The organism is Mediterranea sp. An20 (genome assembly GCF_002160055.1).
Lineage (GTDB): Bacteria > Bacteroidota > Bacteroidia > Bacteroidales > Bacteroidaceae > Bacteroides > Bacteroides avicola.
Window position 1 is genome coordinate 95,229 of sequence record NZ_NFJV01000004.1, and the last position, 26,728, is coordinate 121,956.

The following is a 26,728-nucleotide window of genomic DNA, read 5'->3' on the forward strand; positions in this document are numbered from 1 at the left end:
ATTAATCTAACCTACAAACATTAAAAAGCTATGACGTATTACAAACTGAAATCATCGTGCGGCACCCCGGTCCTCTTAGGCTGTCTGTTGGCTTTTCTGCTGCTTTCGTGCAGCCGGACCCAAGAAGGGTATACCGATTCACTGGACTGCCCGGTGGCAGGCGAACTGCACTTCCAAGTCCTGAACGACAGTTTTCCGCTGGCTTATCCCAGCGATATATTCGTCATTGGCAATACGCTGGTGGTGGCCGATGCCGAATGTGGCGACAACCTGTTCTATGTGTTTGACAAAGAAAGCGGTGAGTTCATCAAAGGCGGTGGAAAAAAAGGCGAAGGTCCCGGCGAAGTCATATCGCCTGCCTTCAACGCACACCCCGACCACCGGGGAGGCATTTCCTACTGGGACAAAGCCAAATCCAAGGTCTTTCTCTACCAGATAGATTCACTCTTGTCCGGAGCCACCGATTATGTCACGGAAATCCCCCTGCCCCGCATCGGCAACCTGGTAAAGAACGATGCGCTGACCTTATCCGACGGAGTTCTGTACACCAACCTATTCCCGCTCGGCGAGACGGAGGAAAAAATTTTCCTGGCAAAGAGCGGCAGCAACGCTTCCGTGCCCTGTCCGGCCGTGCCGGAAATAGCCAGCGAGGAAGAAGGCTGGAACATCATGGCGCAGGCGCACTGGGAGGTCAGCCCGGACGAAAAGCATTTGGTGCTTGCCACATCCATCGGCGGCATCGTGCAGGGATACGCATTGGACGGGAGCAACGACCCGCAGGAAATCTTCTCGAGGCATTACTTTAAACCCATCTATGACCTGGCCCAGGGGGCTGTCCCGGCTTGGGTAATCTGGACGGACGACACACGGCTGGGTTTCTGGGACATCAGCCTGAGCAACCGCTACGCCTACCTGCTGTTCGACGGAAAAGTAGCCAAGGACAACCAAGAAGGCATCGTCAACGAAGTACGGATTATGGACATGGAAGGTCACTGGGCAGGCAAATGGATTTTGGATAAAAGTGTACACTGCATAGCGGTGGACGAAGAAGGGAAGAAACTTTATGCCGTCGGCCAGGAGGCAGAAGGCGAACCCCAGCTATTGGTGGCTTCCTGGAAAAACAGTCTGTAAAAACGTAAACAACTCCAGAATATGAGATACCTCAGTCCCAAAGCCGACCTCACTTTCAAGAAAGTGTTCGGCGAACATCCCGACCTTATCATCAGCTTCTTAAACGCGCTCCTGCCGTTTGAATCTGCCGATGAAGAAATCACGTGGGTGGAATACCTCAACCCCGAATTGGTCCCCAATAATCCTTTGGGCAAAGACAGCATCGTAGATGTGCGCTGCAAAGACAGGCAAGGACGCCAATTCATTGTCGAAATGCAGATGATGTGGACCTCTGCCTACAGACAGCGCGTACTGTTCAATGCCTCGAAGGCATACGTCAGTCAACTGGAAAGGGGAGGCGATTACGAACTGCTCCAGCCGGTCTACTCGCTGAACTTGGTAAACGACACCTTCTCAGACAGCGAAGACTATTACCACGACTACCGGATTGTGGAAGTGGCCGAAACCAAGCAAGTCATCGAAGGTCTGCGCTTTATCTTCATCGAACTGCCCAAATTCACACCCAAGAACTACGGCGACAGAAAAATGCAGGTGTTGTGGCTCCGCTACCTGACGGAAATCAACGAAAAAACCCGCGAAGTGCCCGAAGAACTGCTGGAAAATCCGGAAATCAGCAAAGCCGTCACCCAACTGGAAGAATCTGCCTTCAGCGATGCGCAATTGCTGGGATACGACAAATTCTGGGACATGGTGAGCACAGCCAAGATGCAAATCAGCAGTTCACGCCGGGAAGCTCTGGCCAAAGGCAGAGCCGAAGGACTGGCCCAGGGATTAGAAGAAGGCAGAAGAAAGGGGTTAGAAGAAGGACGAGAAGAAGGACGTAAAGAAGGATTAGAAGAAGGACGAGAAAAAGGATTAGAAGAAGGACGTAAAGAAGGATTAGAAGAAGGACGAGAAGAAGGACGAGAAGAAGAGCGACTAAGAAATGCCCGCGCCATGAAAGCCAAAGGTTATGCCTTGGAAGACATAGCAGAAATCACCGGCCTTCCTTATGACAAAATACAAGCGTTATAATCCCTGTATATACCATAGAGAAAATGCCTGTGGCGGCATCTCAAAAGACAAGACAAAGCCGGGAAATCTTACCCTATTTTCAGCAAGATTTTCCGGCTTTGCACATTTCCTTCTCGACAAGCGGTTATTGACCTCAGTCCACTGTCAACTCAGTACCGGGTTTGAATTTCACCACTTTCTTGGCAGGAATCTCAACGGGCTTCCGCGTAGAAGGATTTACCCCCATGCGGGCCGCACGCTCAGACACGTAGAATGTGCCGAATCCTACCAATACGACTTTGTCCCCTCCTTTCATAGCGAAAGTTACTGAATGGATGAATGCATCCAATGCTTTTTTGGCGTCTGCTTTTGACAGACCAGTTTTGGCTGCCATAGCGCCGATTAAATCTGACTTATTCATAATGTATGGTATTAAGATAAATATTTTGGTCAAACTTGTCTTCCTGTAGAAGAAAGACATAATGGCACAAAAATAGTTCAATAATTCTGAATACCAAACAAAAACACTAAAAAACAATAGGCGGCAAGTGAAAATAAAGGAATAAGGCGCGTTTTTCTGTTGCAAAACAGAAATTATTCGTACTTTTGCGGACGCTACCCCAAGGCAGGCACCATGCCCGACCCAAAGGGAACAGATGTAAATAAACCTTTTATGTTTTTATGAACCCACTACCGACTGTCACCAAAAACCTACTCATCATCAATGTGCTGATGTTCCTCGCTACCCTGGCCGCCGAACGCTACGGCATCGACCTGGGCGAGTATCTGGGCCTGCACTTCATCCTTTCCGACCGGTTCAACGCGGCACAGCTCATCACCTATATGTTTATGCACGGAGGCTTCCTGCATCTGTTCTTCAACATGTTCGCCGTATGGATGTTCGGCCGCATTCTGGAGCAAATATGGGGACCGAAACGCTTCCTGTTCTATTACTTAGTATGCGGCGTGGGCGCCGGTCTTATCCAAGAGGCAGTAACGGGCATCCACTACTACACCCTGCAGGCAGGACTTTCGCCAGAAATGGTGGAGGCTGTGCTGAATGAAGGCAGTAAAGCCCTGCAGCAGAACATGAACTTCGTGAATCCCGTGATGGGCAACCTGAACCTGACGCTGAACAGCTCGACGGTAGGTGCATCGGGAGCAGTATATGGCATCCTGCTGGCTTTCGGCATGCTGTTTCCTAACGAACGGATGTTCATCTTCCCCCTGCCCATGCCAATCAAGGCCAAATGGTTCGTCATCGGCTATGCCGTCATCGAACTTTATGCAGGCTTAGCCAACAATGCAGCCGACAACGTGGCCCACTTTGCTCATTTAGGTGGCATGATATTCGGTTTCTTCCTTATTCTCTATTGGAAAAAGAACAATAAAGGCAATCACGATGGCTACTATTATAACTGATCTGAAAGAAAACTTCCGCCGGGGAAGCATACACATCCGGCTGATTTACATCAATACGGGCATTTTTGTGCTGATTGCTCTATTGGGCATCGTACTGCGTTTGTTCAACATGACATCGGGAAGCCTGCTCAATTGGTTCGAATTGCCCGCCTCTTTGCCAAGGCTTGCCATACAGCCTTGGTCGCTGCTGACTTACATGTTCCTGCATGCCAACTTGCTGCACCTGCTCTTCAATATGCTCTGGCTCTATTGGTTCGGCGCCTTGTTCCTGCAGTTCTTTTCGGCCAAGCACTTGCAAGGGCTCTACCTGCTGGCGGGCATCTGCGGAGGGGCACTGTACATGATTGCTTACAATATCTTTCCCTACTTCTGGCCGATGACCGACTATTCGTTCCTGCTGGGCGCCTCGGCCTCAGTATTGGGCATCGTAACGGCTACGGCCTACCGCGAGCCCAACTATCCCATACGGCTGCTTTTTATCGGAACCATACGACTGAAATACCTGGCACTGATTGTCATCGGACTGGATGTGCTGGCTATCACAGCCGAAAATGCCGGCGGACACATTGCACACCTGGGCGGTGCGCTGGCCGGATTGTGGTTTGCTGCCAGCCTGAGCAAAGGTGCCGACCTGACCCGCTGGATTAACCGGGCAACCGATTGGGTGACGGGAGTATTCAGACCACGGCCCCGCAAACCTAAAATGAAAATCCACTATGGTGCCAACACCGACCGGCAGAAAGACTATGACTATAACGCCCGCAAAAAGGCACAAAACGATGAAATAGACCGCATTCTGGACAAAGTAAGGAAATCTGGCTACGACGGACTGACAGAAGAGGAAAAGAAAAGACTGTTCGACGCCAGTCAACACTAATAATCAGCAAGGAAGAAAGACATGAAACATCTGGGCAGACTGGTAGTGGCGGTCATTTTAGGTGCGAACCTGCTGTTCACGGTCTTGTTGCTGGCCGCAGCCTACAGCCCGTGGATACAACCCGTGCGACACCCCGTACTGGCCTGCATGGGACTGACATTTCCCATCTTCCTGCTGACAGAAATAGCCTTCCTGCTTTTCTGGGTGCTTATCCAACAATATCGCTGTGCCTTGCTTCCGCTACTGGGGTTATTGTTGTGCATCCCGCAGTCACAAACCTACTTTCCACTGCATTTCCGCACCGACACGTTGCCTTCCGGAAGCATCAAGGTACTTTCCTACAACATCATGGGTTTTGGCGACGGCACGCCGAAGGGAAAAGACAATCCCATTCTGACCTACCTGAAAGAAAGCGGCGCCGACATCATCTGCCTGCAGGAATATGCCGCAGGACGCAGCCACAAACATCCCTCACAACAGGACATAGAAAGCGCCTTGTCCGACTGGCCCTACCACCGCATCGACGCCGTGGGAAAGAACCAGGGCAACCGCATTGCCTGCTACTCCAAACTGCCTATCCTGTCGGTGCAACCCTTGAAATATGCCAGCGCCAGCAACGGTTCCGTGGCTTACGAACTGCTGTGGGGCAAAGACACGCTGCTCCTCATCAACAACCACCTGGAGTCCAACAAACTGAATCCGGAAGACAAAGAAGTGTACGAGGACCTGTTGCGCGACCCGGAAAAAGACAAAATGAAGAAGGGCATACGACACTTAGTAGGCAAATTGGCCAATGCCGCCGCCATCCGAGCCCCGCAAGCCGACACCATTGCACGCACCGTAGCCACCTCTTCACACCGGTATATCGTGGTATGCGGCGATTTCAACGACTCGCCCATCTCCTACGCCCACCGCGTAGCTTGCCAAGGGCTGAAGGACGCATTCAGCACATCGGGCTGCGGACCGGGTATCTCCTACAACCGCAACAAATTCTACTTCCGCATAGACAACCTGCTGGTCAGCCCTGCACTGAAAGCCTATAACTGCCGGGTAGACCACACCATCCGGCACTCCGACCACTATCCGATAGCATGTCACGTGGCTAAAGCAGGTAAAAAATAATGTGTCAACAAGTTAGATTTGTGAAAAAAAAACTATATTTGCAGCCTTGTAAACAGCAGAAACTAATATAACAAGTAATCATAATAAACTAAAAGTAACATGCAAAACAAAGGATTTGTAAGGGTTTTTGCAGTACTGCTGACACTCGTGTGTCTGTTCTACCTCTCCTTCTCTTTTGTGACTCGCTACTACACCAACAAGGCGAAAGAGTACGCAAAAGGAGATGCGCAGATAGAGCAAGACTACTTGGATTCACTGTCCAACGAGAAAGTGTATTTCGGCAACTGGACCCTGAAAGATTGTCGTGAGATGGAAATCAGTTTAGGTTTGGACCTGAAGGGCGGTATGAACGTCATTCTGGAGGTCTCCATACCCGATGTAATCAAGGTATTGGCCGACAACAAACCGGACGAAGCGTTCAACCAGGCCCTTGCCAACGCCGCACAGCAGGCCAAAAGCAGCCAGGAAGACGTAATTACCCTGTTCATCAGAGAGTATCACAGACTGGCCCCCGACGCCACGCTCGCCCAACTGTTTGCCACCCAGCAACTGAAAGACAAAGTGAACCAACAGTCTACCGACGCCGAAGTGGAAAAGGTGTTGCGCGAAGAAGTGAAAGCCGCTATCGACAACTCGTACAACGTGCTCCGTACCCGTATCGACCGCTTTGGCGTGGTGCAGCCCAACATCCAGAGTCTGTCGGACAATTTAGGCCGCATCATGGTGGAATTGCCGGGTATCAAAGAGCCGGAACGTGTAAGAAAATTACTACAGGGATCGGCCAATCTGGAATTCTGGGAAACTTACATGGCACGCGATGTGGTGCCTTACCTGCAAGCTGCCGACAGCAAGATTCACTCCATTCAGAGCCTGGAGGAAAACAGTGCCGAAGTTAAAACGGATTCCACTGCCACAGCAGCCGTAGAAGAAAAGAAAGCCATCAGCACGGCCGACAGCCTCGCCGCTGCCCTGAAAGGCGAAAGCACCGCCGCTGCCGACCTGGAGGCCTACAAGAAGCAGAACCCGCTGCTGGCCATCCTCTCCGTAAACCCCAGCGCACAAAGTCCCATCGTCGGCTTTGCCAACTACAAGGATACGGCTGAAATCAACCGCTACCTGGCCATGCCGGAAGTGAAAGCCACTTTCCCCAAAGATCTGCGCCTGAAGTGGGGCGTATCTCCTTCGGATCTTGACCCGAAGAAGCAGACCTTCGAACTCTATGCCATCCGCTCCACGCAGCGCGACGGTCGTGCACCGCTGGAAGGCGATGTGATTTCTTCGGCCAGCGATGACTACAACCAGTATGGCAAGCCCTGCGTGAACATGACGATGAATACCGACGGCGCCCGCCGCTGGGCACAGCTGACCAAACAGAACATCGGCCGCGCCATCGCCATCGTACTGGACGGTTATGTATATTCGGCTCCCACGGTAGAAACCGAAATTCCCGACGGTAGCTCTGTAATCTCCGGCAGCTTCACGCCCGAACAGACCAAAGACTTGGCCAACGTGCTGCGTTCCGGTAAGATGCCTGCCCCGGCACACATCGTACAGGAAGACATCGTAGGTCCGTCATTGGGTGCCGCCTCTATCCAGGCAGGATTCATCTCCTGCGTGGTGGCCTTCATCCTCCTGATGGTCTACACCTGCTCCATGTACGGCTTCATCCCCGGCATGGTGGTCAACGCAGCCTTGTTGCTGAACGTATTCTTCACCTTCGGTATCCTGACCTCCTTCCAGGCCGCGCTGACCATGAGTGGTATCGCCGGTATGGTGCTTGCCATCGGTATGGCGGTAGATGCCAACGTGCTTATCTATGAACGCACGAAGGAAGAACTCCGCAACGGAAAGACAGTGAAGATGGCGCTGCAAGACGGTTACAAGAATGCCTTCTCGGCTATCTTCGACTCCAACTTCACGTCTATCATCACCGGTATCATCTTGTTCTACTTCGGAACGGGTCCCATCCGCGGATTCGCCACGACACAGATTATCGGTATTGCCATTTCGTTCTTCACCGCTGTTTACCTCACCCGTCTGGTTTACGACTACTTCATGTCGAAAGACAAGTGGCAGCACCTGACGTTTGAGACGAAGCTGTCACGCGGTGTGCTGCAGGATACACACTTCGACTTCATGGGCCGCAACAAGACGTGGGCCATCGGCACCGTGGTGTTCGTGGTGCTGTGGATAGGCTTCCTGGGTGCCCGTGGCCTGAGCCAGAGCATCGACTTCACGGGCGGACGCAACTACCAGGTGCGTTTCGACCAGCCCACACAGCCCGAACAATTGCGCGAAGTGCTGGAAGGCAACTTGGATGATGCCAACGTGAGCGTCATCGCCATCGGCACCGACGGCCGCACGATGCGTATCAGCACCAACTACCGCATCGCCGAAGAAGGTGCCAACGTGGATGCCGAAATTGAAGCCAAACTGTACGAACTGCTGAAGCCGTTGCTGACCGAAGGTACCACGCTGGAACAGTTTGTCGACCGCGACAACCAGGAGGGCGGCACCATCATCAGTTCGCAGAAGGTAGGTCCGAGCATTGCCGACGATACCACGGTGGCTGCATTCTGGGCCGTATTCTTCGCCCTTATCGCCATCGGCCTCTACATTCTGTTCCGCTTCCGCAACATCGCGTTCAGTGTCGGCTCCATCGCCGCGCTGGCATTCGATACGCTGGGCATCTTAGGCATCTACTCCATGTTCTGGGGCATCCTGCCGTTCTCCATGGAGATTGACCAGACATTTGTAGGTGCTATCCTGACAGCTATCGGTTACTCTATCAACGACAAGGTGGTAATCTTCGACCGTGTGCGTGAATTCCTGCACCTCTATCCGAAGCGCAATACCTACCGCCTGTTCAACGATTCGCTGAACTCCACGCTGACACGTACGTTGTTCACCGGTTCGTCGACGTTGATTGTGCTGGTAGTCATCTTCTTCCTGGGCGGTGAGAGCATCCGCAGCTTCTCCTTCGCCATGATTCTGGGTGTCGTAATCGGCACGTTCTCTTCACTGTTCATCGGCTCGCCCATCGCGTACGCCATGATGCACAAGAAACGTGACGCCGGCAAGGACATCGAGAAGGACGAGAAATAAGCCAAACACTTTCCGGGCAGGCATCCCCGATGCCGCCCGGACTTGACACATAAGCGCAGATGACGCAGATGGCACGGCAGGAAGCCGTGGGTATCTTGCGTCATCTGCGCTTTTCTTTGCCTCGCAGAGAGTTATTTCAGGCCGCGCCACTGTGCCTCTCCGTTTGTACCTTATAAAGCAAAGACAAACTGAAAGCAAGCTCTCACAGTGACAAAAACCGGGGAAAAACGGAGAAAGCGATACAACTTCACGAACAATTTCTATATGTCCACTGTGCCGGAACACTTCGCCGGTCACCTGAAAAGAGAAATGCATACCCACAGCGGCAGCTATCAAGCCTTCTCCTCCATCACCGAGTTGGACAAGGGATTGCGTCCGTGGATATTGATACGCTATACTTTCCGGAAGAACGTGAAGCGGAAAATCCCGCTGAACAATTTCATCAAGAGCCGGGAGAAAGGCATATCACTGACTAAAGAACAGGAATAACTGTTGCCACACAAAATCAGCGCGGCCCGCCAGCCTCCATCCACCAAGATGGGAACTGCGCGGGCCGCGCCTTCAATCCACAAAATTTAAGTCAAGATGAAAACTAAATGAAACGAATTTATTTGCTTTCCAATTTCAGCACAGCCTTCTTCAAGCCCTTGGCAGTGGCCTCCAGCGTGATGCTGCCCGGCTCTTCGGTGGAAGAGACGATGGCGGTCATCATGCCGCTGAACACCTTCATCTGCGGGCGCTGGAAGGATTCCAGCGAAGCGGGGTTGCCGTTGGCACCGGCACGGTACCAGCCCTTGCCCTTCACGCGGAACTTGATTTCGTTGTCGGCTGTGGGGCAGAGGTTGCCGTCCTTGTCCACCACGCGCACGGTGACGAAAGAGAGGTCCTTGCCGTCGGCCTTAATCTGTGAGCGGTCGGGGATGAGTTCGATGGCGTAAGGCTTGCCTGCGGTGTGCATCTCCTTCTCGGCCACGGCCTTGCCGTTCTCATCGTAGGCCACGACTTTCACCGTGCCCGGCTCATACTTCGTGTCCATCCACATCAGGCGGTAACGGCTCTGGCGCTTGAAGGTGGTGGAGCCGATGGTGTCGCACAGGCTGTTGGCAAGGGTGACGGACGTGTCTTTGGTGCGCTTGCCCTGGCTCTTACCGTTGATGAACAGTTCGGCCGAAGGATAGTTGGTGTAGACAAAGATGGGAGTCACCTCGCCTTCGCGGCCTTCCCAGTTCCAGTGGGGCAGGATGTGCAGGGTCTCTACTTCCGGATTCCAGTGGCTGCGGTAGAGATAGTACCGGTCTTTGGGGATGCCGGCCAGGTCGATGATACCGAACAGCGAGGAGTGGCTGGGCCAATCACTGTAATAAGGAGTGGGTTCGCCCAAGTAATCGAAGCCCGTCCAGACGAATTCACCGATGCAGTAAGCAGAGTCTTCGTGCCACATGAAGTTGTCTTCGGGCAGGTCGGACCAGCCACAGTGTTCCACGTCGTAGGATGAAGCCTGGTGGTCGTCATACTTCTGCATGGAGCGGCGCACCACGGGGAACTTATAGACGCCGCGCGAACTGAGCGTAGAAGCCGTCTCGCTGCCCAGGATAATCTGTTGCGGCAGTTTCTTGTAGTTCTGCGCGTACTTGAAGGGACGGTAGTTGAAACCGGGCACGTCCAGGATGGCGGCCATGTTGTTGTTCACCACAGCGTCCGGGGCATCCATGCCGTTGGTGACGGGGCGCGTGGGGTCTTCGCGGTGGCAGATGTCCAAGAGGAAGCGCGTCAGCTTGGAACCCACGGCTCCGTTCCACTGGTCGGGCACTTCATTGCCGATGCACCACATCACGACGCTGGGGTTGTTGCGGAAGTGGCGCAGGAGGTTCACGAGGTCTTTCTCTGCCCATTCGTCGAAGAAGAGGTTATAGCCATTGGGCACCTTCGGAGTTTTCCAGCCGTCGAACGATTCTGCCATCAGCATCATGCCCATCTCGTCGCAGGCTTCCACCAATTCGGGAGCAGGCATGTTGTGTGACGTACGGATAGCATTACAGCCCATATCCTTGAGGATGCGGATCTGGCGGCGGATACCTGCCACGTTGGCGATGCCACCCAAGGGACCGAGGTCGTGGTGGTTGCACACACCCTTGAAGACGGTGTGCTCGCCGTTCAGGAAGAAGCCCTTGTCGGGAATGAATTCCAGCGAACGGATGCCGAAGCGGGTAGTGTACTCGTCTTTCAGCGTGCTGCCTTCGTAGATTTTGGATTCGGCGGTATAGAGTGCGGGGCTGTCGGGACTCCACAGAGCGGGTTTGTCCACTACAAAGTCCTGCTCGAAGCCACGGCCGTCGTAGCGCGTGCCTTTCTTTTCATTCCGTGCCACCACCTTGCCGCTGGCATCTTTCAGTTCGGTCACGATGCGATAGTCTTCAATCTTCTTTCCTTCGGGAAAGTCGAGACTGGTCTTCAGATTGATCTTGGCAAAGTCTTGGCTTACCTCCGGCGTAGTGAGTTGGGTGCCCCACGTCGGCACATGGGCATCTTCGTTAATCACCAGATGCACGTTGCGGTAGAGTCCGGCACCGGGATACCAGCGCGACGACTCATGCTGGTTTTCCAGCCGGACGGCCAGTGTATTGGTGCCATCTGCCTTCAGGTAGGGCGTCACGTCGAAGTAGAAAGAATTGTAGCCATACGGCCAATAGCCCACTTCCTGTCCGTTGAGCCACACACGGGCATGGCTCATGGCTCCGTCGAAGATAAGCGTAGCCGTCTTGCCCTGCCCGAAATCGGGAGCCTCGAATTCCAGCCGGTACCAGCCGGTTCCTACGAAAGGCAAGCCGCCGGTACGTCCGGCATGCTCCATGGCTTCTTTCTGTCCGTCCTGCGTGATAGCCAGATTCTGCTTGTCGTTCTCCACACTGAAGGGGCCGTAGATGGCCCAGTCGTGAGGTACGGTGACAGATTGCCATTTAGCGTCGTCAAACTCCGGGGTACTGAAACTCTTTTCATCTGCTCGGGTAAACTTCCACCCTTTCTCGAATGTCTGCTGGACGCGCACCTGCGCCCCCACGGCCTGCGACAACAATGCTGCCGCCAAGACCCAAAGAAATCTAATGTTTTTCATACAGAAAAATGTAATTCGCTGATAATTTGCCAAAGATAGTCATATAATTGGAAAATCACAGATTTTTAGTCTGTTTTTTTCAAAGAAAGTGCCCATTCTTTTGCCTGGTTCACACCTTGGCCTGCTGGTAAGCATCCTGGTCGCCGTTGTTGTCAATCAATTCCACCTCTACGACGAAAGGACCGGCAAACGTCTTTCCTTCGGGCAGATACAGATTGAACAGTCGGGCGTTCTGTTTGTTGCGCCCGGCATCTTCCACTTTCAGGGCGGTTCCGCCATCCAGCAGCTTCACCCGTCCCGGCACGTAGGTTTTCTTGTCAAACACCAGGCGCAGGACGTTGTTCAGGGGTTGGTTGTAGACGTGCAGGAAGAGCCGGTTTCCTTTCTGCGTCATGAATCCCCAGCCCTGTTTGTGTACACCCGCGGCAGGCTCCGCATCGCGTATGGCCTCGCCGTTTACGTCCATCCAACGCCCAATCTCGGCGGCAATCTGCTGTTCCTCCACCCGGAAATGCCCGTTTCCGTCCGGACCGAAGTTAATCACCAGGTTTCCTCCCAGCGAATTGCACTCAGACAGCATACTGAGCAGTTCGTAGGGCGTCTTGGCATACGTGGTCCATGTCTTGGCATATCCCCAGCCATTTTCGGGAATCGTCATGCAACAATCCCAGTCGTTACCCCTCAATTGTCCGATGTCTGTCGGGATGTCCCTTTCCCAGGTCTGGTCGTAGTCGCCTATCAGGTCGCCGTTCAAATCGTAACGGCGGTTTCCATATTCGTCAGCCCTGAAGCGGCTTCCGATAATCAGGCCGGGATGCAAAGCCCGCAACTCCTGCTCCAGTTCGTGGGCAAACTCCGCCTCCCCTACCCAAGAGGCATCCCATGTGCCGTCGAACCAGAATCCCTTAATCTGAGGATAATTCTCCAGCAATTCCAGCAATTGGTTGCGAGTAAACTGTTTGAATCCTTCCCAGCGGGCCTTTTCCTCTTCGTTCTTAGGCGGCTGATAAAGCCATCCTCCCTGATTCCAATCCATGATGGAAAAATAGAGGTAGACATCAATACCTTCGGCCGTATAGGCATCGACCACTTGCCCCACTATATCTTTCTGATAAGGTGTATGCGCCACCGTATAATCGGTATAGCGGCTGGGCCAGAGGCAAAAGCCGTCATGATGCTTGGTGGTGAATATCAGATAGCCTGCCCCCATTTTCTTAGCCATGCGCGCCCAGGCCTTGGCATCGAAACCGGTCGGGTTAAACTGCTTGTAGAGATTGTCGTACTCTTCCCTCGGAAATTCTCTCCATGCACGTATCCATTCCGCCGCGCCGTTGTAGGTCTTCCCATTCCACTCTCCTCCGGGAATGGCATAGACGCCCCAGTGAATAAACTGCCCCAGTCCGTAACCGCGCCAACGCTCCATGTCGGCATCCGTCCGCTTTCCGGGGTGGTCCGAACCATGTTTCAAGGGAATAGTGACACGCCCTTTCGGGCTTCCACCGGTCTGCGCCCAGGCATTCCAGCTCATGGCCATGAACAAAGCCATGCATACCGTGACAATACGAGTTTTCATAAAATGTTTGTATCAGATATAATGTTAAAAATAAAATACGCCCGACAGGAGGAAACTTCTTGCGGACAGCCCCAGCCTGCAAGCCGCAAGAGAGAACCCGGTCCAGAAATTTCCCGGCACGGGCAAAATTACAGAAAAACGACGGAATGACCAGCCCTTCTGCCTGCAGATTGCTGCAATTTACGCTTTTTATTTTCCGCGCAGACATATACGGCTGCCAACGAAGCTATTAAATGAAAACTTCCAGGGGCTTGGAAACGGCTTGCCAAAGGCTTGGGAGAAGACTGCTAATATAGAAGGGAAAACGGCAGACCGTCAGCAGAATACACCTCCAATTATTCTGAGACATATACAGAGGGAAAGTAGTCTCGCCGGGAATCGAACCCGGATCTAAAGTTTAGGAAACTTCTATTCTATCCGTTGAACTACAAGACCATTTTGTCAGCTTTTAAAGGGCAAAAGCGTGGAATACGGGCGCAAAGATAATGCTTTCTGTTGATTTTACGAAGAAAAATTTTGCGAATCCGATTAACTTTCCGAAATTTGCCCGTCGAGCCTCAGACTCTGACATCCTAAATAAGAAATAACAACCTAATACTTAGTAATTACATAACGATATGGCAAACGACATGATGGTCAAAGAGCTGGACGAAGTGGTAGTACGCTTTTCCGGTGACTCCGGCGACGGTATGCAACTCGCCGGCAACATCTTTTCAACAGTTTCGGCTACGGTGGGAAACGACATCAGCACCTTCCCCGACTATCCGGCAGATATCCGCGCCCCGCAAGGCTCGCTGACGGGTGTCTCGGGCTTCCAGGTGCACATCGGCGCCCGCAAAGTATATACGCCGGGCGACCAGTGCGACGTGCTGGTGGCCATGAACGCTGCCGCGCTCAAAACACAATATAAGTTTGCCAAGCCCAACGGATGCATCATCATTGATACGGATGCCTTCCAGAAGTCGGACTTGGACAAAGCAGCTTTCGCAACCGATGACCCCATTCAGGAACTGGGTATCAAGCAGGAACTCATCGCAGCGCCCATCACTAAAATGGTGAAGGACTGCCTGGCAGATACGGGCATGGACAACAAGGCCATGCTGAAATGCCGCAACATGTTTGTCGTGGGCTTGGTGTGCTGGCTCTTCGACCGCGACCTGACAATTGCCGAAGTGTTCCTGCGCGAGAAATTTGCCAAGAAACCCGAAGTGGCAGAAGCCAACATCAAAGTGATACATGCCGGATGGGATTACGGACACAACACGCACGCCTCCATCGCCCACGCTACCTGGCGCATTGAAAGCAAGGAAAAGGTACCCGGACGCTACATGGACATCACAGGCAACAAAGCCACGGCCTACGGCTTCATGGCTGCTGCCGAAAAGGCAGGCCTGAAACTGTTCCTCGGCTCCTACCCCATCACTCCCGCTACTGACGTGCTGCACGAACTGTCCAAACACAAGTCGCTGGGCGTAATGACCGTGCAGTGCGAAGACGAAATATCGGGCTGCTCTACTGCCATCGGCGCCTCGTTTGCCGGAGCACTGGCCGTCACCTCTACTTCCGGACCGGGCGTCTGCCTGAAGTCCGAAGCCATGAACTTGGCCGTCATCACTGAGCTGCCCCTGGTGGTGCTCGACGTACAGCGCGGAGGTCCGTCTACCGGATTGCCCACCAAGTCAGAACAGACCGACCTGCTGCAGGCCCTCTTCGGACGTAACGGCGAAAGCCCCATGCCGGTCATCGCCGCCACTTCGCCTACCCATTGCTTCGACGCAGCCTATATGGCCTGCAAGATAGCTCTGGAACACATGACACCCGTTGTCTTACTGACCGACGGCTACGTGGCCAACGGTTCGGGCGCCTGGCGTCTGCCTAACTTGAACGAATATCCCGATATAAAGCCCCCGTACGTAACCGAGGCTATGAAAGGACATTACTCGCCCTACCACCGCAATGCCGAGACGGGCGTGCGCTATTGGGCCATCCCCGGACAAGAAGGTTTCACCCACATTCTGGGCGGACTGGAGAAGGACAGCTGGACGGGAGCTATCTCGACAGACCCGCAGAACCACAATCTGATGTGTCACCTCCGCGCCGAGAAGGTAGCCAAGATTCCCGTACCCGACGTGCAGGTCTACGGACGTGCCGATGATGCCGACCTGCTCATCGTGGGCTTCGGCGGTACGTTCGGACATCTCTATTCGGCCATGGACGAATTGCTGAAAGAAGGCAAAAAGGTGGCACTGGCTCACTTTGCCTACCTCAACCCGCTGCCCAAGAACACGGCCGAGGTGCTGAAGAAATATCCCAAAGTCGTAGTGGCCGAGCAGAACTTGGGTCAGTTTGCCGGATACCTGCGCATGAAGGTAGACAACTTCGTGCCCTACCAGTACAACGAAGTCAAAGGCCAGCCCTTCGTAGTAAGCGAACTGGTGGCCGCATTCAACGAAATCTTAAACAAATAAGCAAGGAGGACTAATCATGGACAACAACAATACCTATACTGCCAAAGACTTCAAGAAAGGACAACCACGCTGGTGCCCCGGATGCGGCGACCACTTCTTCCTGGCCTCCCTGCACAAGGCCATGGCCGAACTGGGCATTGCCCCCTGGCAGACGGCTGTCATCTCCGGCATCGGCTGCTCCAGCCGGCTGCCCTATTACATGAACACCTACGCCATGCAGACCATACACGGACGTGCTGCCGCCATCTCCACGGGAGCCAAGGTGGCTAACCCCGACCTTACAGTCTGGCAGATTTCAGGCGACGGTGACGGTCTGGCCATCGGTGGTAACCACTTCATACACGCCGTGCGACGCAACATAGACATCAACATGATTCTGCTGAACAACCGTATTTATGGGCTGACCAAAGGACAATATTCGCCCACCTCACCCCGCGGATTCGTCAGCAAGTCATCACCCTACGGCACGGTAGAGGACCCCTTCCATCCCGCCGAACTGTGCTTCGGGGCCCGCGGACGTTTCTTTGCCCGCGCCGTAGCCACCGACGCACCCGGCACAGTGGAGATTCTGAAGGCAGCCGCCCTGCATAAAGGAGCTGCCGTATGTGAGATTCTGCAAAACTGCGTCATCTTCAACAACGGTACGCACGAATCTGTCTACACCAAAGAAGGACGTGCCAAGCATGCCATCTACTTAGAGCACGGTAAGCCCATGTTGTTCGGCGAGAACCATGAATACGGTCTCATGCAGGAGGGCTTCGGACTGAAAGTGGTAAAACTGGGCGAGAACGGTGTGACGGAGAAAGACATCCTCATCCACGATGCACATTGCATGGACAACACCCTGCAACTGAAGCTCGCACTGATGGAAGGACCGGACTTTCCCATCGCTCTCGGCGTTATCCGCGATGTCAGCGAGCCGACTTACGACGAAGCCGTGCATGCCCAAATTGAAGAGGTCAGTGCCAAGAAGAAGTATCACAACTTCGAGGAATTACTGGAAACCAACGATACGTGGGAGGTAAAATAAATCCCCCTAATCCCCGATAAAACGTACAGACGGACGGCTACCGGCAACGGCACCGCCCGTCTGTTTTTTCATCCCTCCACCGGATGCAGTTTCAGACTGACCCCCTATGCAGATACCTGCCGTCGGCAATGTCTGCATACGCAGTTTTGACGGCATTCCACCGAAAAAAGCCCCCGATTTGCATACTTTCCGCCCAAGAAAGCGTATATTTGCACCCCAAAAGTCCCAAGGAGACGAGAAGAGTTATGAAAATCATTGTCGATAATAAAATCCCCTTTATCCGCGAAGCCGCTGAGCATGTGGCCGATGAAGTGGTTTACGCACCCGGTCATGAATTTACACCGGAACTTGTAAAAGACGCTGACGCACTCATCATACGCACCCGTACCCGCTGCGACCGCCACTTGCTGGAGGGGAGCAGTGTGCGTTTCATCGCCACTGCCACCATCGGTTTCGACCACATAGATACCGAATACTGCCGCCAGGCAGGCATACAATGGGCCAATGCACCGGGTTGCAACGCACCCTCGGTGGCACAATACCTGCACTCCGTCCTGCTGTTGCTGCAAATGAAGCGCGACAAACCGCTGGCAGGCCTTACCCTGGGTATCGTAGGCGTAGGCCACGTGGGCAGCCTCATCGCCGAAGTGGGCAGCGACATGGGCATGAAGGTGCTGCTCAACGACCCGCCCCGCGAAGAGCAGGAGGGCCCCGGGCGCTTCTGCCCGCTGAGCCAACTGGCAGAAGAAAGCGATATTCTCACCTTCCATGTTCCCCTTGTTCGCACAGGCAATTATCCTACTTTCCACTTGGCAGACGAAGACTTCTTCCGCTCGCTGCGCCGCAAGCCCGTGTTCATCAACACATCACGGGGAGAAGTGCACGATACGCAGGCACTGCTGTCGGCCCTCGCCGAAGGACGCATTGCCGATGCCGTCATCGACGTGTGGGAAAACGAACCGGACATCGACCGCAATCTTCTGCAGCAGGCCTTAATCGGCACCCCGCACATTGCAGGCTATTCGGCCGACGGCAAAGCCAACGCCTCGCGCATGGCCCTCACTGCCGTGTGCAAGTTCTTCGGCATCAAGCCCGACTTCCATATCGCTCCGCCCAAGCCGCTGAACCCCGTCATCACCGCAGCCAACGAGACGGAAGCCTACCTGCAGATGTATGACCCACGCCGCGACAGCGAAGCCCTGAAAGCTCATCCCGAGCAATTCGAACAACTGAGGGGCGATTATCCCCTGCGCCGCGAAAGACAAGCATATCTGTTCAGGCACGTCTGAATCGGACGGACAACCTTCCGGCTAAACTTATTCCGAAATACAGAAAGCAGTGAGAGATGTCGCATCCATACATCTCTCACTGCTTTCACTGTGACAGGACCAAGCGTTTCCTGAAGCAGGCTACACAGCATGCAAACAAGGAATATATTCCGACCGGACTCGAAATAGGTTACGAGCGGACACGGAATATATGACAAATAAACGCCGAATATATACCGCCCGGAGGGAGGAGCGGAATCGCCCGCCTTCAATCTTCACAACCTTCATGAAAGCCCCTGCACCAGTTGCTCCACAACCTGCGGATAGTGCGCATACTCCAACTGGTGCACACGGGCAGCCAACGTTTCGGGCGTATCGCCGGGCAAGACGGGGCAACGGTATTGGCAGATGACGGTGCCTTCGTCGTAATGCTCATCGGTGTAGTGGATGGTGATGCCGCTCTCCACCTCGCCCGCTGCCAAGACGGCACGGTGTACGTGGTCGCCATACATGCCCTTGCCTCCGAACTTGGGCAACAGCGCCGGATGAATGTTGACCATGCGGTGCGGATAAGCCTGAATAAGACTGGCGGGAATGCGCAACAAGAACCCCGCCAGCACTACAAAACCAATGTCATGCGCACGGAGCACATCGAGCACCGGCCGCCCGTCGGCCCACTCTTCTTTGCTGAAACAGAAGGCAGGCACTCCCAGACGGGCAGCACGCTCCAACACGAAGGCAGTCTGCCGGTTGGTTAATACCAATGCCACACGGGCAGTATCTTTCTCGCGGAAATAACGGATGATGTTCTCGGCATTCGTCCCGTTGCCCGAAGCCAAAATAGCGATGTTTATAGCCATAATCGTAGGTGTTTATGCACAAAATCGTAAAAAATGTGCAAAAATCAGCACTTAATGTCCGAAATATTTGCACAGCCCAAGAAATATTCATTCCTTTGCACGGCAAAATTAAAGAAATAAACCTAATTATTAATTAAAAACTGAAAGTTATGTCTGAAATTGCATCTAAAGTGAAAGCGATTATCGTCGATAAGTTGGGCGTTGAAGAATCTGAAGTAAAGAACGAAGCCAGCTTCACAAACGACCTGGGAGCCGATTCTCTGGACACTGTAGAGCTCATCATGGAATTTGAAAAGGAATTCGGCATCTCTATCCCCGACGACCAGGCTGAAAAGATTGGCACAGTGGGCGATGCCATCAACTACATCGAAGAGCACTCTAAGTAATTTCATCCATCCGTTTCATCACATGGAATTAAAAAGAGTTGTTGTAACAGGTCTCGGTGCCGTTACTCCCATTGGCAATACTGTCACAGAATTCTGGGACAATCTTGTGAACGGGACCAGCGGAGCGGGACCTATTACTCATTTCGATGCGTCCCTTTTCAAAACGCAGTTTGCATGCGAGGTAAAGAACTTCGACGCCTCCCAATACATTGACCGTAAGGAAGCGCGCAAGATGGACCTTTACACGCAGTATGCCATCGCTGTGGCCAAGCAAGCTGTAAGTGATTCGGAACTTGACATCGAAAAAGAAGATTTGAACCGCATCGGCGTCATTTTCGGTGCCGGTATCGGAGGTATCCGTACATTCGAGGAAGAGGCAGGCAACTATGCCTTGACCGGCAAGGAAAAGGGTCCGCGCTTCAATCCGTTCTTCATCCCCAAGATGATTTCGGACATCGCAGCCGGACAGATTTCCATCCTCTACGGATTCCACGGTCCCAACTATGCGACCTGCTCGGCCTGCGCCACTTCAACCAACGCCATTGCCGACGCATTCAACCTTATCCGCTTAGGTAAGGCCAATGCCATCGTGACGGGCGGCTCCGAAGCTGCTATCGCCGCTTGCGGTGTGGGCGGCTTCAATGCCATGCACGCCCTGTCTACGCGCAATGACTCACCGGAAACAGCTTCCCGTCCCTTCAGTGCCAGCCGCGACGGCTTTGTCATGGGCGAGGGAGGCGGCTGTCTCGTATTGGAAGAACTGGAACACGCCAAGGCACGCGGTGCGAAGATTTATGCCGAAGTAGGAGGTGTGGGCATGTCGGCCGACGCTTACCACCTGACGGCTTCTCATCCCGATGGGTTGGGTGCCAAACTGGTCATGCAGAATGCGCTGGAAGACGCACAGATGAATCCCGATGAAATCGACTACATCAACGTGCACGGCACATCAACGCCTGTAGGCGACATTTCCGAGGCCAAGGCTATCAAGGAAGTGTTCGGCGACCATGCGTATAAGCTGAACATCAGCTCTACCAAGTCTATGACCGGACACCTGCTGGGTGCAGCAGGAGCCGTAGAAGCCATTGCCAGCATCCTGGCTATCAAGAATGGCATCGTACCCCCCACCATCAACCACGAAGAGGGTGACAACGACGAACAGATTGACTACGAACTGAACTTTACTTTCAATCAGGCTCAGCAGCGCGAAGTGCGTGCTGCCTTGTCCAACACATTCGGATTCGGTGGTCACAATGCTTGCGTCATCTTCAAGAAATACGCAGAATAAGGTCGTGTTACGCAATCAAATAGACAAAATAAGGCTCCTGTTCCACAAGGACAGAGAGTCTTATTTTTGTTTCTACCGGATATTGGGCTTTTTCCCCCGAAACATACATTATTACAAAGAAGCCGTACTGCACAAATCCATCCTGGTGCGCGGCGAAAGCGGGCGACCGCTCAACAACGAGCGGTTGGAGTTTCTGGGCGATGCCGTCCTCGATGCCGTCGTGGCAGACATACTCTACCAGCATTTCGACGGCAAACGCGAAGGTTTCCTCACCAGCACCCGCTCCAAAATCGTACAGCGCGAAACGCTGAATAAGCTGGCCGTAGACATCGGACTGGACAAACTCGTGAAATATACCACACGCAACACGGCACACAACAGCTATATGTATGGCAATGCCTTCGAGGCATTCATCGGTGCCATTTACCTCGACCAAGGCTACGACCGCTGCATGGAGTTCATGAAGGAAAAAATCCTGAAAGAGTATATCGACTTGGAAAAGATGTCGCGCAAAGAGACCAACTTCAAGTCGAAACTTATTGAATGGAGCCAGAAATACAAGTTCAGCGTATCGTTTGAACTGATAGAACAGCGGTTGGACAAAGACCGCAGCCCTGTGTTCCACACCGAGGTCAAGGTAGAAGGCTTGTCGGCAGGCAAGGGCATGGGATATTCCAAGAAAGAATCACAACAGAATGCGGCGCAGAAAGCACTGAACAAAATCAAGGGCAACAACGACTTCAGGCTGCAGATAGAAGAAGCCAAAGCACTCCGACTGACCCCGCCTGCAGATAATGCCATAGCGTTCGTGACCGTGAGCGAAGAACACATCACCCACGAAACAGATGGCAGCGAACTGCCCGCACAAGAGGAATAAGAAAAACTTTTCACAGCCGCTTCTCTGCCATACCCAGCACAGCGGATAAGAAATGGCAGAGTATCAGCCTCAGCCGAAGCACACTCCCATCCGGCGTCCCTGAACAACCAAGTCGTGGTCTTCTGTCACCACCTTGAGCTTTCCTCCCGTCTCGGCCAGAGGGATGGAGGTAATGTCGTTGCCCCGCAAGGCAACCATACGCCCGAATTGTCCGTTGGCAATCAGCTCTGTGGCATGCCCGCCCATGCGAGTGGCTAAGTTACGGTCGAAAGGCGTAGGCGAACCTCCGCGCTGAATATATCCCAACACCGTTTCGCGGGTCTCGATGCCCGTCTCATACTCTATCTCCTGCGCGATGTACTCTCCGGCCCGCTTGCGCCCGTCGGTAGGAATGCCTTCGGCCACGGTCACGATAGAATAGGGCTTACCCTGCTTCAGCCGTTCGAGAATGGCCGAACCGATGCGGTGGATGCTGTAGGAAATCTCAGGCAGCAAGATGACATCGCTCCCGCCCGCCATACCGGCATAAAGAGCTATCCACCCCGCCTTGTGACCCATAACCTCGATGACCATCACACGCTTGTGTGCGCTGGCCGTGCAGTGCAGGCGGTCGATGGCATCGGTAGCGATGCTCACGGCAGAGTCGAAGCCGAAAGAAAAGTCTGTGCCCCAGATGTCATTGTCGATGGTCTTGGGAACAGACACAATGTTCAGCCCCCTCTCCGCCAGACGGGCAGCTGTCTGCGTAGTTCCGTTTCCGCCTATGCACACGATGCAGTCCAATCCCAGTTCCTTCACATTGCGCTCGATGAGGGCTGGTTTATTGACGCCGGACACCACACCGTTTCTTTTAAAGGGATTCTCTCGCGAAGTGCCCAACATTGTGCCTCCAAGATTGAGCAACCCCGAAAGCGAATGGCGGGTTATCTCCTCCGTGTCTTTGGTAAGCAGGCCCTGAAAGCCGCTGTGTATACCTATCACCTCAAAACCATAGTGATGAATGGCTGTTTTGCACACGCCGCGAATGGTGGCGTTGATGCCTGGGCAGTCGCCCCCTGAAGTAAGTATGCCGATTCTCATAATGCTCCCTACAAAATAATAAGTGTCAGAAACAGCGGTAAAGGTAAGAAAAAAGCAGGAAAAAAGATAGAGAAACCAAGAATTAACCTTACTTTTGCGTTGCTAAACAGATTTCTAAAAGAATCATGAACATCACAAGCTTACTGAACAAGGCCTATTTTGCCCCGCGTTTGAAAGAAATCGGGCAATATGCCACCCGCTCGGAAGAACTTCAGAACGGAGTGTTGCAACGTCTCCTCCACTTGGCGGCTGGCACCGAATGGGGCAAGAAATATAACTATGCCGACATACACACGTACGATGAATTCCGCCGTCGGCTACCCATACAGACGTATGAGGAAGTGAAGCCTTACGTGTCGCGCCTCCGGCAGGGCGAACAGAACTTACTATGGCCCTCGGAGATAAAGTGGTTTGCCAAGTCATCGGGCACCACCAACGACAAGAGCAAGTTTATCCCCGTCAGTCGCGAGTCGCTGAAAGACACGCACTACCGTGGCGGGCAGGATGCCGTGGCCATCTACCTGGGGCAGAACCCGCAGAGCCGCTTCTTCTCCGGCAAAGGTCTCATCTTAGGCGGTAGCCACGCACCCAACCTCAGTTCCAACCACAGCCTGGTGGGCGACCTCTCGGCCATTCTCATCGAAAACATCCCTTCCATAGTCAATCTTATCCGCGTGCCCAGCAAGCAGACAGCCCTGATGAGCGACTTTGAGGAAAAGATGGAAGCCATTGCACGGGAAACCATCGGGGCGAATGTCACCAACCTGTCGGGCGTGCCTTCGTGGATGTTGGTACTCATCAAGCACATCCTGGACAAAACAGGCAAACGGACCTTAGAAGAAGTATGGCCCAATCTGGAAGTGTTCTTCCACGGTGGAGTGGCCTTTACACCTTACCGCGAGCAATACAAGCAAATTATCCGCAGCCCGAAGATGCACTACGTAGAAACGTACAACGCTTCGGAAGGTTATTTCGGCACACAAAACGACCCTGCCGACCCGTCAATGCTGCTGATGATTGACTACGGCATCTTCTACGAATTCATCCCTTTGGAAGAAGTAGGCAAGGAGAACCCGCATGCTTGTTGTCTGGAAGAAGTAGAGTTGGGCAAGAACTACGCAGTAGTCATCTCGACTTCGGCAGGTTTGTGGCGTTATCAGATAGGCGACACCGTGCGCTTCACTTCCAAACACCCGTACAAGTTTGTCATCACCGGACGTACCAAGCATTTCATCAATGCGTTTGGCGAAGAACTTATCGTGGATAATGCCGAAAAAGGACTGGCCAGAGCCTGCGCTGAAACAGGCGCGCAGGTCACAGAATACTCTGCCGCACCGGTCTTCATGGATGCCAATGCCAAATGCCGGCACCAGTGGCTCATTGAATTCGCGAAAATGCCGGACGACTTACAGAAGTTTGCTCGCATCCTGGACGACACGCTGAAGGAAATCAACTCCGACTACGAAGCGAAGCGGCAAAACAACCTGGCCCTGCAGCCGCTGGAAGTCATCGTGGCCCGCCCGAGCCTGTTCCATGACTGGCTGGCAAAGAAGGGCAAGCTGGGGGGACAACACAAGATTCCGCGGCTGAGTAACACGCGCCAGTATATCGAGGAGATGCTGGAATTGAATAAATGACCGCTACTTGACAATGAAAAACTTTCATTTTAAAGGGCATGCCGCCATGCTGACGGCCAACATGACGTGGGGGCTGATGTCGCCGCTGGCAAAGATTGTCATGGCTGGAGGCATTGTTACTCCCCTGGTACTGACAGACCTGCGCATCTTCGGAGCCATGGTGCTGTTTTGGCTTATCTCGTTTTTCCAAAAACCCGAACACGTACATCACAAGGACATGGCCCTGCTGTTGGCAGCCTCGCTGCTGGCCATCGTGTTCAACCAAGGCTGTTTCATCTTCGGTGTGGGACTGACCTCTCCCGCCGATGCCAGCATCATCACCACAAGTATGCCGCTATGGGCCATGGTGCTGGCGGCATTCTTCCTGAAAGAACCGATAACGGGCAAAAAGGTGCTGGGCATCGCCCTCGGAGCCGGAGGCGCGTTGCTGCTTATCATGGGTAGCCAGGACAACAGCCACCCGGCATCCGGCGGTGACAATCCTATCTTGGGAGACATCCTGGTACTGGGCGCACAGTTGAGTTATGCGTTTTACATCGTACTGTTCAAGAACTTCGTGCAGCGTTATTCGCTGGTCACCATCATGAAGTGGATGTTCACCTACGCTTTCATCTTTGCCCTGCCCTTCTCCTACAACAATCTGATAGCCACCGACTGGAGCGCGCTGGATTTGCCTGCCATCGGTAGCATTGCCTTCATTGTGGTGTGCGCTACATTTTTGAGCTACATGCTCATTCTGGTGGGGCAGAAGAACTTGCGACCCACCGTGGCGGGCATGTACAACTACGTGCAGCCTGTGGTGGCCAGCATTGTCAGTATCTGTCTGGGACTGGATTCGTTCAACCTGACTAAAGGCGTGGCTGTGGTGTTCATCTTTGGCGGTGTCTATTTAGTGACTGTCAGCAAGAGCCGCAAGGAGATAGAGGCACACGAGGCAGCTGCCAGGGAATGACTTTCCCTACCCCATCGGCCTCTCACGAACACCCGAAGGAGCCCCGGACCTGCCTGAGCAAAACTCCCGACTTATCGACCACACCAGGCATCGTAAACGGCGTGTTTCATATCGACATACGCATCGTTCAGCAAGATTGTCAGGAAGAAACCTATTGTTACGATAACGGCACCTTTGATAAGGAATCCCGCAGTGCGGAACAGAATGGATGAAATGGTAGTCTTCATTTTTCCTATGTTTTTAAACGATTTACAATTTATAGAATATCCGGAAGGCACCTCCCTTCCGACACGGCAAAGATAGGCTAAGGACAAGAATAAGAAGGTTAAGACAACGTTATCGTCAGGTTAATCTTCTGCCCGGGCAGGGAAACATGCCACTTTTTCCTAATGCCTTAGCAGGAAAATTCATCTACCTTTGAAAGAGACCGCCAATCGCTTGGAAGCAGACTTCAGCTATATAGGCAGCAATCGGCAGGATACATGCCGACTGCAAATTAGCGGTCAAATTACTTTTTGTTCAGCTCTATGAAGGAAATTCAATTTGTAAATCTTATCTTTGCAGAAAGAAAAAAGAGAATCCGCCATGCCTAAATTCATCAACCCATTCACCGATGTTGGCTTCAAACGCATCTTTGGACAAGAAATCAACAAAGACCTGCTGATAGATTTCCTCAACAGTCTCTTTGCAGGCGAAAAGCACATCTGCGACATCCGTTTCCTGGACAAAGAGATTCAGGGCGAAGCCATCGAAGACCGCAGCTGCATCTACGATATTTACTGCACCGATGAAAACGGGGAGCAGTTCATCGTAGAGATGCAAAACCGACGCCAGGCTTTCTTTCGCGAACGGGCCATCTACTATCTCGCTCGCGCCATTTCCCGCCAGGGCGAACGAGGGGTTGACTGGCAATTCAACCTGAAAGCCGTGTACGGCATCTTCTTCATGAACTTCAAGGAGGAAGGCATAGAACAAAAGCTTCGCACCGATGTCTGGCTGGACGACCGAGACACACATAAACCATTCTCGGACAAACTTCGTTTCATTTTCCTGCAGCTGCCTTTCTTCGACAAAGAAGAAAACGAATGCAATAACGATTTCGAACGTTGGATATATGTACTGAAGAATATGGAAACACTACAACGACTCCCTTTCAAGGCCCGCAACGCCGTCTTCCAGAAACTGGAAGAAATTGTGGACATTGCTTCTCTAAGCAAGGAAGACCGCATGAAATATGACGAAAGCATCAAGGTGTATCGCGATAACTTGGTGACGGAACTTTATGCCGTACAGAAAGGCATCGAACAAGGTATACAGCAAGGTATACAACGAGGTATACAGCAAGGTATACAGCAAGGTATACAGCAAGGTATACAGCAAGGTATACAACAAGGAAAACAACAAAGTCAGGTAGACATTGCCCGGCGCATGAAAGCCAAAGGTTATGCCATGACCGATATAGCCGACATGACAGGACTTTCACCTGAAATAATTGACACACTTTGAGCGGAAACCATTGTTTTCGCTCCACAAAAAAGCAATATAGG

General features: G+C 52.9%; 22 protein-coding genes and 1 tRNA gene. 16 read left to right on the plus strand and 7 right to left on the minus strand.

The features are described from left to right. Nucleotides 1-30 precede the first annotated feature (30 nt). Nucleotides 31-1,131 carry a BF3164 family lipoprotein gene (locus B5F34_RS03990; RefSeq protein ID WP_087335302.1) on the plus strand — a complete coding sequence of 367 codons (1,101 nt, stop codon included), beginning with the start codon at nt 31-33 and terminating at the stop codon, nt 1,129-1,131. A gap of 21 nt (nt 1,132-1,152) precedes the next feature. Further along, nucleotides 1,153-2,145 (plus strand): Rpn family recombination-promoting nuclease/putative transposase, encoded by a 993-nt coding sequence (locus tag B5F34_RS03995; protein ID WP_087335304.1) that lies wholly within the window; start codon nt 1,153-1,155, stop codon nt 2,143-2,145. Between the two features lie 133 nt (nt 2,146-2,278). On the opposite strand, the gene B5F34_RS04000 is transcribed toward B5F34_RS03995, so the two are convergent. After that, complete coding sequence (locus B5F34_RS04000) at nt 2,279-2,545, minus strand: HU family DNA-binding protein (RefSeq protein ID WP_087335400.1); 267 nt, start codon at nt 2,543-2,545, stop codon at nt 2,279-2,281. Nucleotides 2,546-2,805: 260 nt separating this feature from the next. On the opposite strand from B5F34_RS04000, the gene B5F34_RS04005 reads away from it, so the two are divergent. The 5 genes from B5F34_RS04005 (at nt 2,806) to B5F34_RS04025 (ending at nt 9,139) form a co-directional block, all read left to right on the plus strand. After that, complete coding sequence (locus B5F34_RS04005; RefSeq protein WP_087335306.1) at nt 2,806-3,546, plus strand: rhomboid family intramembrane serine protease; 741 nt, start codon at nt 2,806-2,808, stop codon at nt 3,544-3,546. Further along, nucleotides 3,527-4,423, plus strand: a complete 897-nt coding sequence (locus tag B5F34_RS04010) for a rhomboid family intramembrane serine protease (RefSeq protein WP_087335309.1) — start codon at nt 3,527-3,529, stop codon at nt 4,421-4,423. Before B5F34_RS04005 ends, B5F34_RS04010 begins: the two co-directional genes overlap by 20 nt. 21 nt (nt 4,424-4,444) lie before the next feature. Then, nucleotides 4,445-5,545 (plus strand): endonuclease/exonuclease/phosphatase family protein, encoded by a 1,101-nt coding sequence (locus B5F34_RS04015; protein WP_087335310.1) that lies wholly within the window; start codon nt 4,445-4,447, stop codon nt 5,543-5,545. A 99-nt stretch (nt 5,546-5,644) separates the two neighbouring features. Continuing rightward, nucleotides 5,645-8,650: a protein translocase subunit SecDF gene (secDF, locus tag B5F34_RS04020; protein WP_087335312.1), complete on the plus strand. Its 3,006-nt coding sequence runs from the start codon at nt 5,645-5,647 to the stop codon at nt 8,648-8,650. A 207-nt stretch (nt 8,651-8,857) separates the two neighbouring features. Next, nucleotides 8,858-9,139 (plus strand): hypothetical protein, encoded by a 282-nt coding sequence (locus B5F34_RS04025; RefSeq protein ID WP_140392949.1) that lies wholly within the window; start codon nt 8,858-8,860, stop codon nt 9,137-9,139. A gap of 118 nt (nt 9,140-9,257) precedes the next feature. Here B5F34_RS04025 and galB read toward each other — a convergent pair whose 3' ends face one another. The 3 genes from galB to B5F34_RS04040 all read right to left on the minus strand — a co-directional run bounded on the left by galB (nt 9,258) and on the right by B5F34_RS04040 (nt 13,770). Beyond that, nucleotides 9,258-11,762: a beta-galactosidase GalB gene (gene galB / locus B5F34_RS04030; RefSeq protein WP_087335401.1), complete on the minus strand. Its 2,505-nt coding sequence runs from the start codon at nt 11,760-11,762 to the stop codon at nt 9,258-9,260. Between the two features lie 109 nt (nt 11,763-11,871). Next, nucleotides 11,872-13,335: an alpha-L-fucosidase gene (locus B5F34_RS04035; RefSeq protein ID WP_087335316.1), complete on the minus strand. Its 1,464-nt coding sequence runs from the start codon at nt 13,333-13,335 to the stop codon at nt 11,872-11,874. A gap of 363 nt (nt 13,336-13,698) precedes the next feature. Continuing rightward, a tRNA-Arg gene (locus B5F34_RS04040) sits at nt 13,699-13,770 on the minus strand. A 182-nt stretch (nt 13,771-13,952) separates the two neighbouring features. Here B5F34_RS04040 and B5F34_RS04045 point away from each other — a divergent pair. From B5F34_RS04045 to pdxB, 3 genes are all read left to right on the plus strand, one after another. Further along, nucleotides 13,953-15,803 (plus strand): 2-oxoacid:acceptor oxidoreductase subunit alpha, encoded by a 1,851-nt coding sequence (locus tag B5F34_RS04045; RefSeq protein ID WP_087335318.1) that lies wholly within the window; start codon nt 13,953-13,955, stop codon nt 15,801-15,803. A gap of 16 nt (nt 15,804-15,819) precedes the next feature. After that, nucleotides 15,820-16,833, plus strand: coding sequence for a 2-oxoacid:ferredoxin oxidoreductase subunit beta (locus B5F34_RS04050; RefSeq protein ID WP_087335320.1), 1,014 nt, complete (start codon nt 15,820-15,822; stop codon nt 16,831-16,833). A 245-nt stretch (nt 16,834-17,078) separates the two neighbouring features. Continuing rightward, the gene (pdxB, locus tag B5F34_RS04055; protein WP_087335322.1) at nt 17,079-18,122 is read left to right on the plus strand and encodes a 4-phosphoerythronate dehydrogenase PdxB; all 1,044 of its coding nucleotides are present in this window, start codon (nt 17,079-17,081) and stop codon (nt 18,120-18,122) included. 263 nt (nt 18,123-18,385) lie between these two features. Here the strand turns inward: pdxB and purN are convergent, their stop codons facing one another. After that, a complete protein-coding gene (purN, locus tag B5F34_RS04060; protein ID WP_087335325.1) occupies nt 18,386-18,961 on the minus strand; it encodes a phosphoribosylglycinamide formyltransferase in 576 nt (191 codons plus the stop codon). 149 nt (nt 18,962-19,110) lie between these two features. Here purN and B5F34_RS04065 point away from each other — a divergent pair, with 149 nt between their 5' ends. From B5F34_RS04065 to rnc, 3 genes are read left to right on the plus strand one after another with little or no spacing between them, the layout of a single operon-like run. Further along, nucleotides 19,111-19,347, plus strand: coding sequence for an acyl carrier protein (locus B5F34_RS04065; RefSeq protein ID WP_087335327.1), 237 nt, complete (start codon nt 19,111-19,113; stop codon nt 19,345-19,347). A gap of 22 nt (nt 19,348-19,369) precedes the next feature. Beyond that, entirely contained in the window at nt 19,370-20,635 is a 1,266-nt protein-coding gene (fabF, locus tag B5F34_RS04070) for a beta-ketoacyl-ACP synthase II (RefSeq protein WP_087335329.1), read from the plus strand. Next, entirely contained in the window at nt 20,601-21,512 is a 912-nt protein-coding gene (gene rnc, locus B5F34_RS04075; protein WP_204245580.1) for a ribonuclease III, read from the plus strand. The genes fabF and rnc overlap by 35 nt, the downstream gene beginning before the upstream one ends. A gap of 69 nt (nt 21,513-21,581) precedes the next feature. On the opposite strand, the gene B5F34_RS04080 is transcribed toward rnc, so the two are convergent. Then, on the minus strand, nt 21,582-22,592 hold the full coding sequence (locus tag B5F34_RS04080) for an ATP-dependent 6-phosphofructokinase (protein WP_087335334.1): 1,011 nt from the start codon (nt 22,590-22,592) through the stop codon (nt 21,582-21,584). Between the two features lie 125 nt (nt 22,593-22,717). Here B5F34_RS04080 and B5F34_RS04085 point away from each other — a divergent pair, with 125 nt between their 5' ends. Together B5F34_RS04085 and B5F34_RS04090 are read left to right on the plus strand one after the other, a co-directional pair. Beyond that, on the plus strand, nt 22,718-24,229 hold the full coding sequence (locus tag B5F34_RS04085) for a GH3 auxin-responsive promoter family protein (protein ID WP_087335336.1): 1,512 nt from the start codon (nt 22,718-22,720) through the stop codon (nt 24,227-24,229). A 13-nt stretch (nt 24,230-24,242) separates the two neighbouring features. Next, nucleotides 24,243-25,181, plus strand: a complete 939-nt coding sequence (locus B5F34_RS04090) for a DMT family transporter (RefSeq protein WP_087335338.1) — start codon at nt 24,243-24,245, stop codon at nt 25,179-25,181. 71 nt (nt 25,182-25,252) lie between these two features. On the opposite strand, the gene B5F34_RS17535 is transcribed toward B5F34_RS04090, so the two are convergent. Further along, nucleotides 25,253-25,408 (minus strand): hypothetical protein, encoded by a 156-nt coding sequence (locus B5F34_RS17535; protein ID WP_162609280.1) that lies wholly within the window; start codon nt 25,406-25,408, stop codon nt 25,253-25,255. A 358-nt stretch (nt 25,409-25,766) separates the two neighbouring features. On the opposite strand from B5F34_RS17535, the gene B5F34_RS04095 reads away from it, so the two are divergent. Continuing rightward, entirely contained in the window at nt 25,767-26,687 is a 921-nt protein-coding gene (locus B5F34_RS04095; protein WP_087335340.1) for an Rpn family recombination-promoting nuclease/putative transposase, read from the plus strand. The last annotated feature ends 41 nt before the right edge of the window (nt 26,688-26,728 follow it).

What these genes read in the sequence shown, in the direction of transcription:
- fabF (WP_087335329.1), top strand. Translation starts at nt 19,370, where the DNA reads ATGGAATTAAAAAGAGTTGTTGTAACAGGTCTCGGTGCCGTTACTCCC.
- B5F34_RS17535 (WP_162609280.1), bottom strand. Translation starts at nt 25,408, where the DNA reads ATGAAGACTACCATTTCATCCATTCTGTTCCGCACTGCGGGATTCCTT.
- B5F34_RS04010 (WP_087335309.1), top strand. Translation starts at nt 3,527, where the DNA reads ATGGCTACTATTATAACTGATCTGAAAGAAAACTTCCGCCGGGGAAGC.
- B5F34_RS03990 (WP_087335302.1), top strand. Translation starts at nt 31, where the DNA reads ATGACGTATTACAAACTGAAATCATCGTGCGGCACCCCGGTCCTCTTA.
- purN (WP_087335325.1), bottom strand. Translation starts at nt 18,961, where the DNA reads ATGGCTATAAACATCGCTATTTTGGCTTCGGGCAACGGGACGAATGCC.
- B5F34_RS04080 (WP_087335334.1), bottom strand. Translation starts at nt 22,592, where the DNA reads ATGAGAATCGGCATACTTACTTCAGGGGGCGACTGCCCAGGCATCAAC.
- B5F34_RS04005 (WP_087335306.1), top strand. Translation starts at nt 2,806, where the DNA reads ATGAACCCACTACCGACTGTCACCAAAAACCTACTCATCATCAATGTG.
- B5F34_RS04050 (WP_087335320.1), top strand. Translation starts at nt 15,820, where the DNA reads ATGGACAACAACAATACCTATACTGCCAAAGACTTCAAGAAAGGACAA.
- secDF (WP_087335312.1), top strand. Translation starts at nt 5,645, where the DNA reads ATGCAAAACAAAGGATTTGTAAGGGTTTTTGCAGTACTGCTGACACTC.
- B5F34_RS04000 (WP_087335400.1), bottom strand. Translation starts at nt 2,545, where the DNA reads ATGAATAAGTCAGATTTAATCGGCGCTATGGCAGCCAAAACTGGTCTG.
- B5F34_RS03995 (WP_087335304.1), top strand. Translation starts at nt 1,153, where the DNA reads ATGAGATACCTCAGTCCCAAAGCCGACCTCACTTTCAAGAAAGTGTTC.
- B5F34_RS04035 (WP_087335316.1), bottom strand. Translation starts at nt 13,335, where the DNA reads ATGAAAACTCGTATTGTCACGGTATGCATGGCTTTGTTCATGGCCATG.
- rnc (WP_204245580.1), top strand. Translation starts at nt 20,601, where the DNA reads ATGCTTGCGTCATCTTCAAGAAATACGCAGAATAAGGTCGTGTTACGC.
- pdxB (WP_087335322.1), top strand. Translation starts at nt 17,079, where the DNA reads ATGAAAATCATTGTCGATAATAAAATCCCCTTTATCCGCGAAGCCGCT.
- galB (WP_087335401.1), bottom strand. Translation starts at nt 11,762, where the DNA reads ATGAAAAACATTAGATTTCTTTGGGTCTTGGCGGCAGCATTGTTGTCG.
- B5F34_RS04095 (WP_087335340.1), top strand. Translation starts at nt 25,767, where the DNA reads ATGCCTAAATTCATCAACCCATTCACCGATGTTGGCTTCAAACGCATC.
- B5F34_RS04045 (WP_087335318.1), top strand. Translation starts at nt 13,953, where the DNA reads ATGGCAAACGACATGATGGTCAAAGAGCTGGACGAAGTGGTAGTACGC.
- B5F34_RS04065 (WP_087335327.1), top strand. Translation starts at nt 19,111, where the DNA reads ATGTCTGAAATTGCATCTAAAGTGAAAGCGATTATCGTCGATAAGTTG.
- B5F34_RS04085 (WP_087335336.1), top strand. Translation starts at nt 22,718, where the DNA reads ATGAACATCACAAGCTTACTGAACAAGGCCTATTTTGCCCCGCGTTTG.
- B5F34_RS04090 (WP_087335338.1), top strand. Translation starts at nt 24,243, where the DNA reads ATGAAAAACTTTCATTTTAAAGGGCATGCCGCCATGCTGACGGCCAAC.
- B5F34_RS04015 (WP_087335310.1), top strand. Translation starts at nt 4,445, where the DNA reads ATGAAACATCTGGGCAGACTGGTAGTGGCGGTCATTTTAGGTGCGAAC.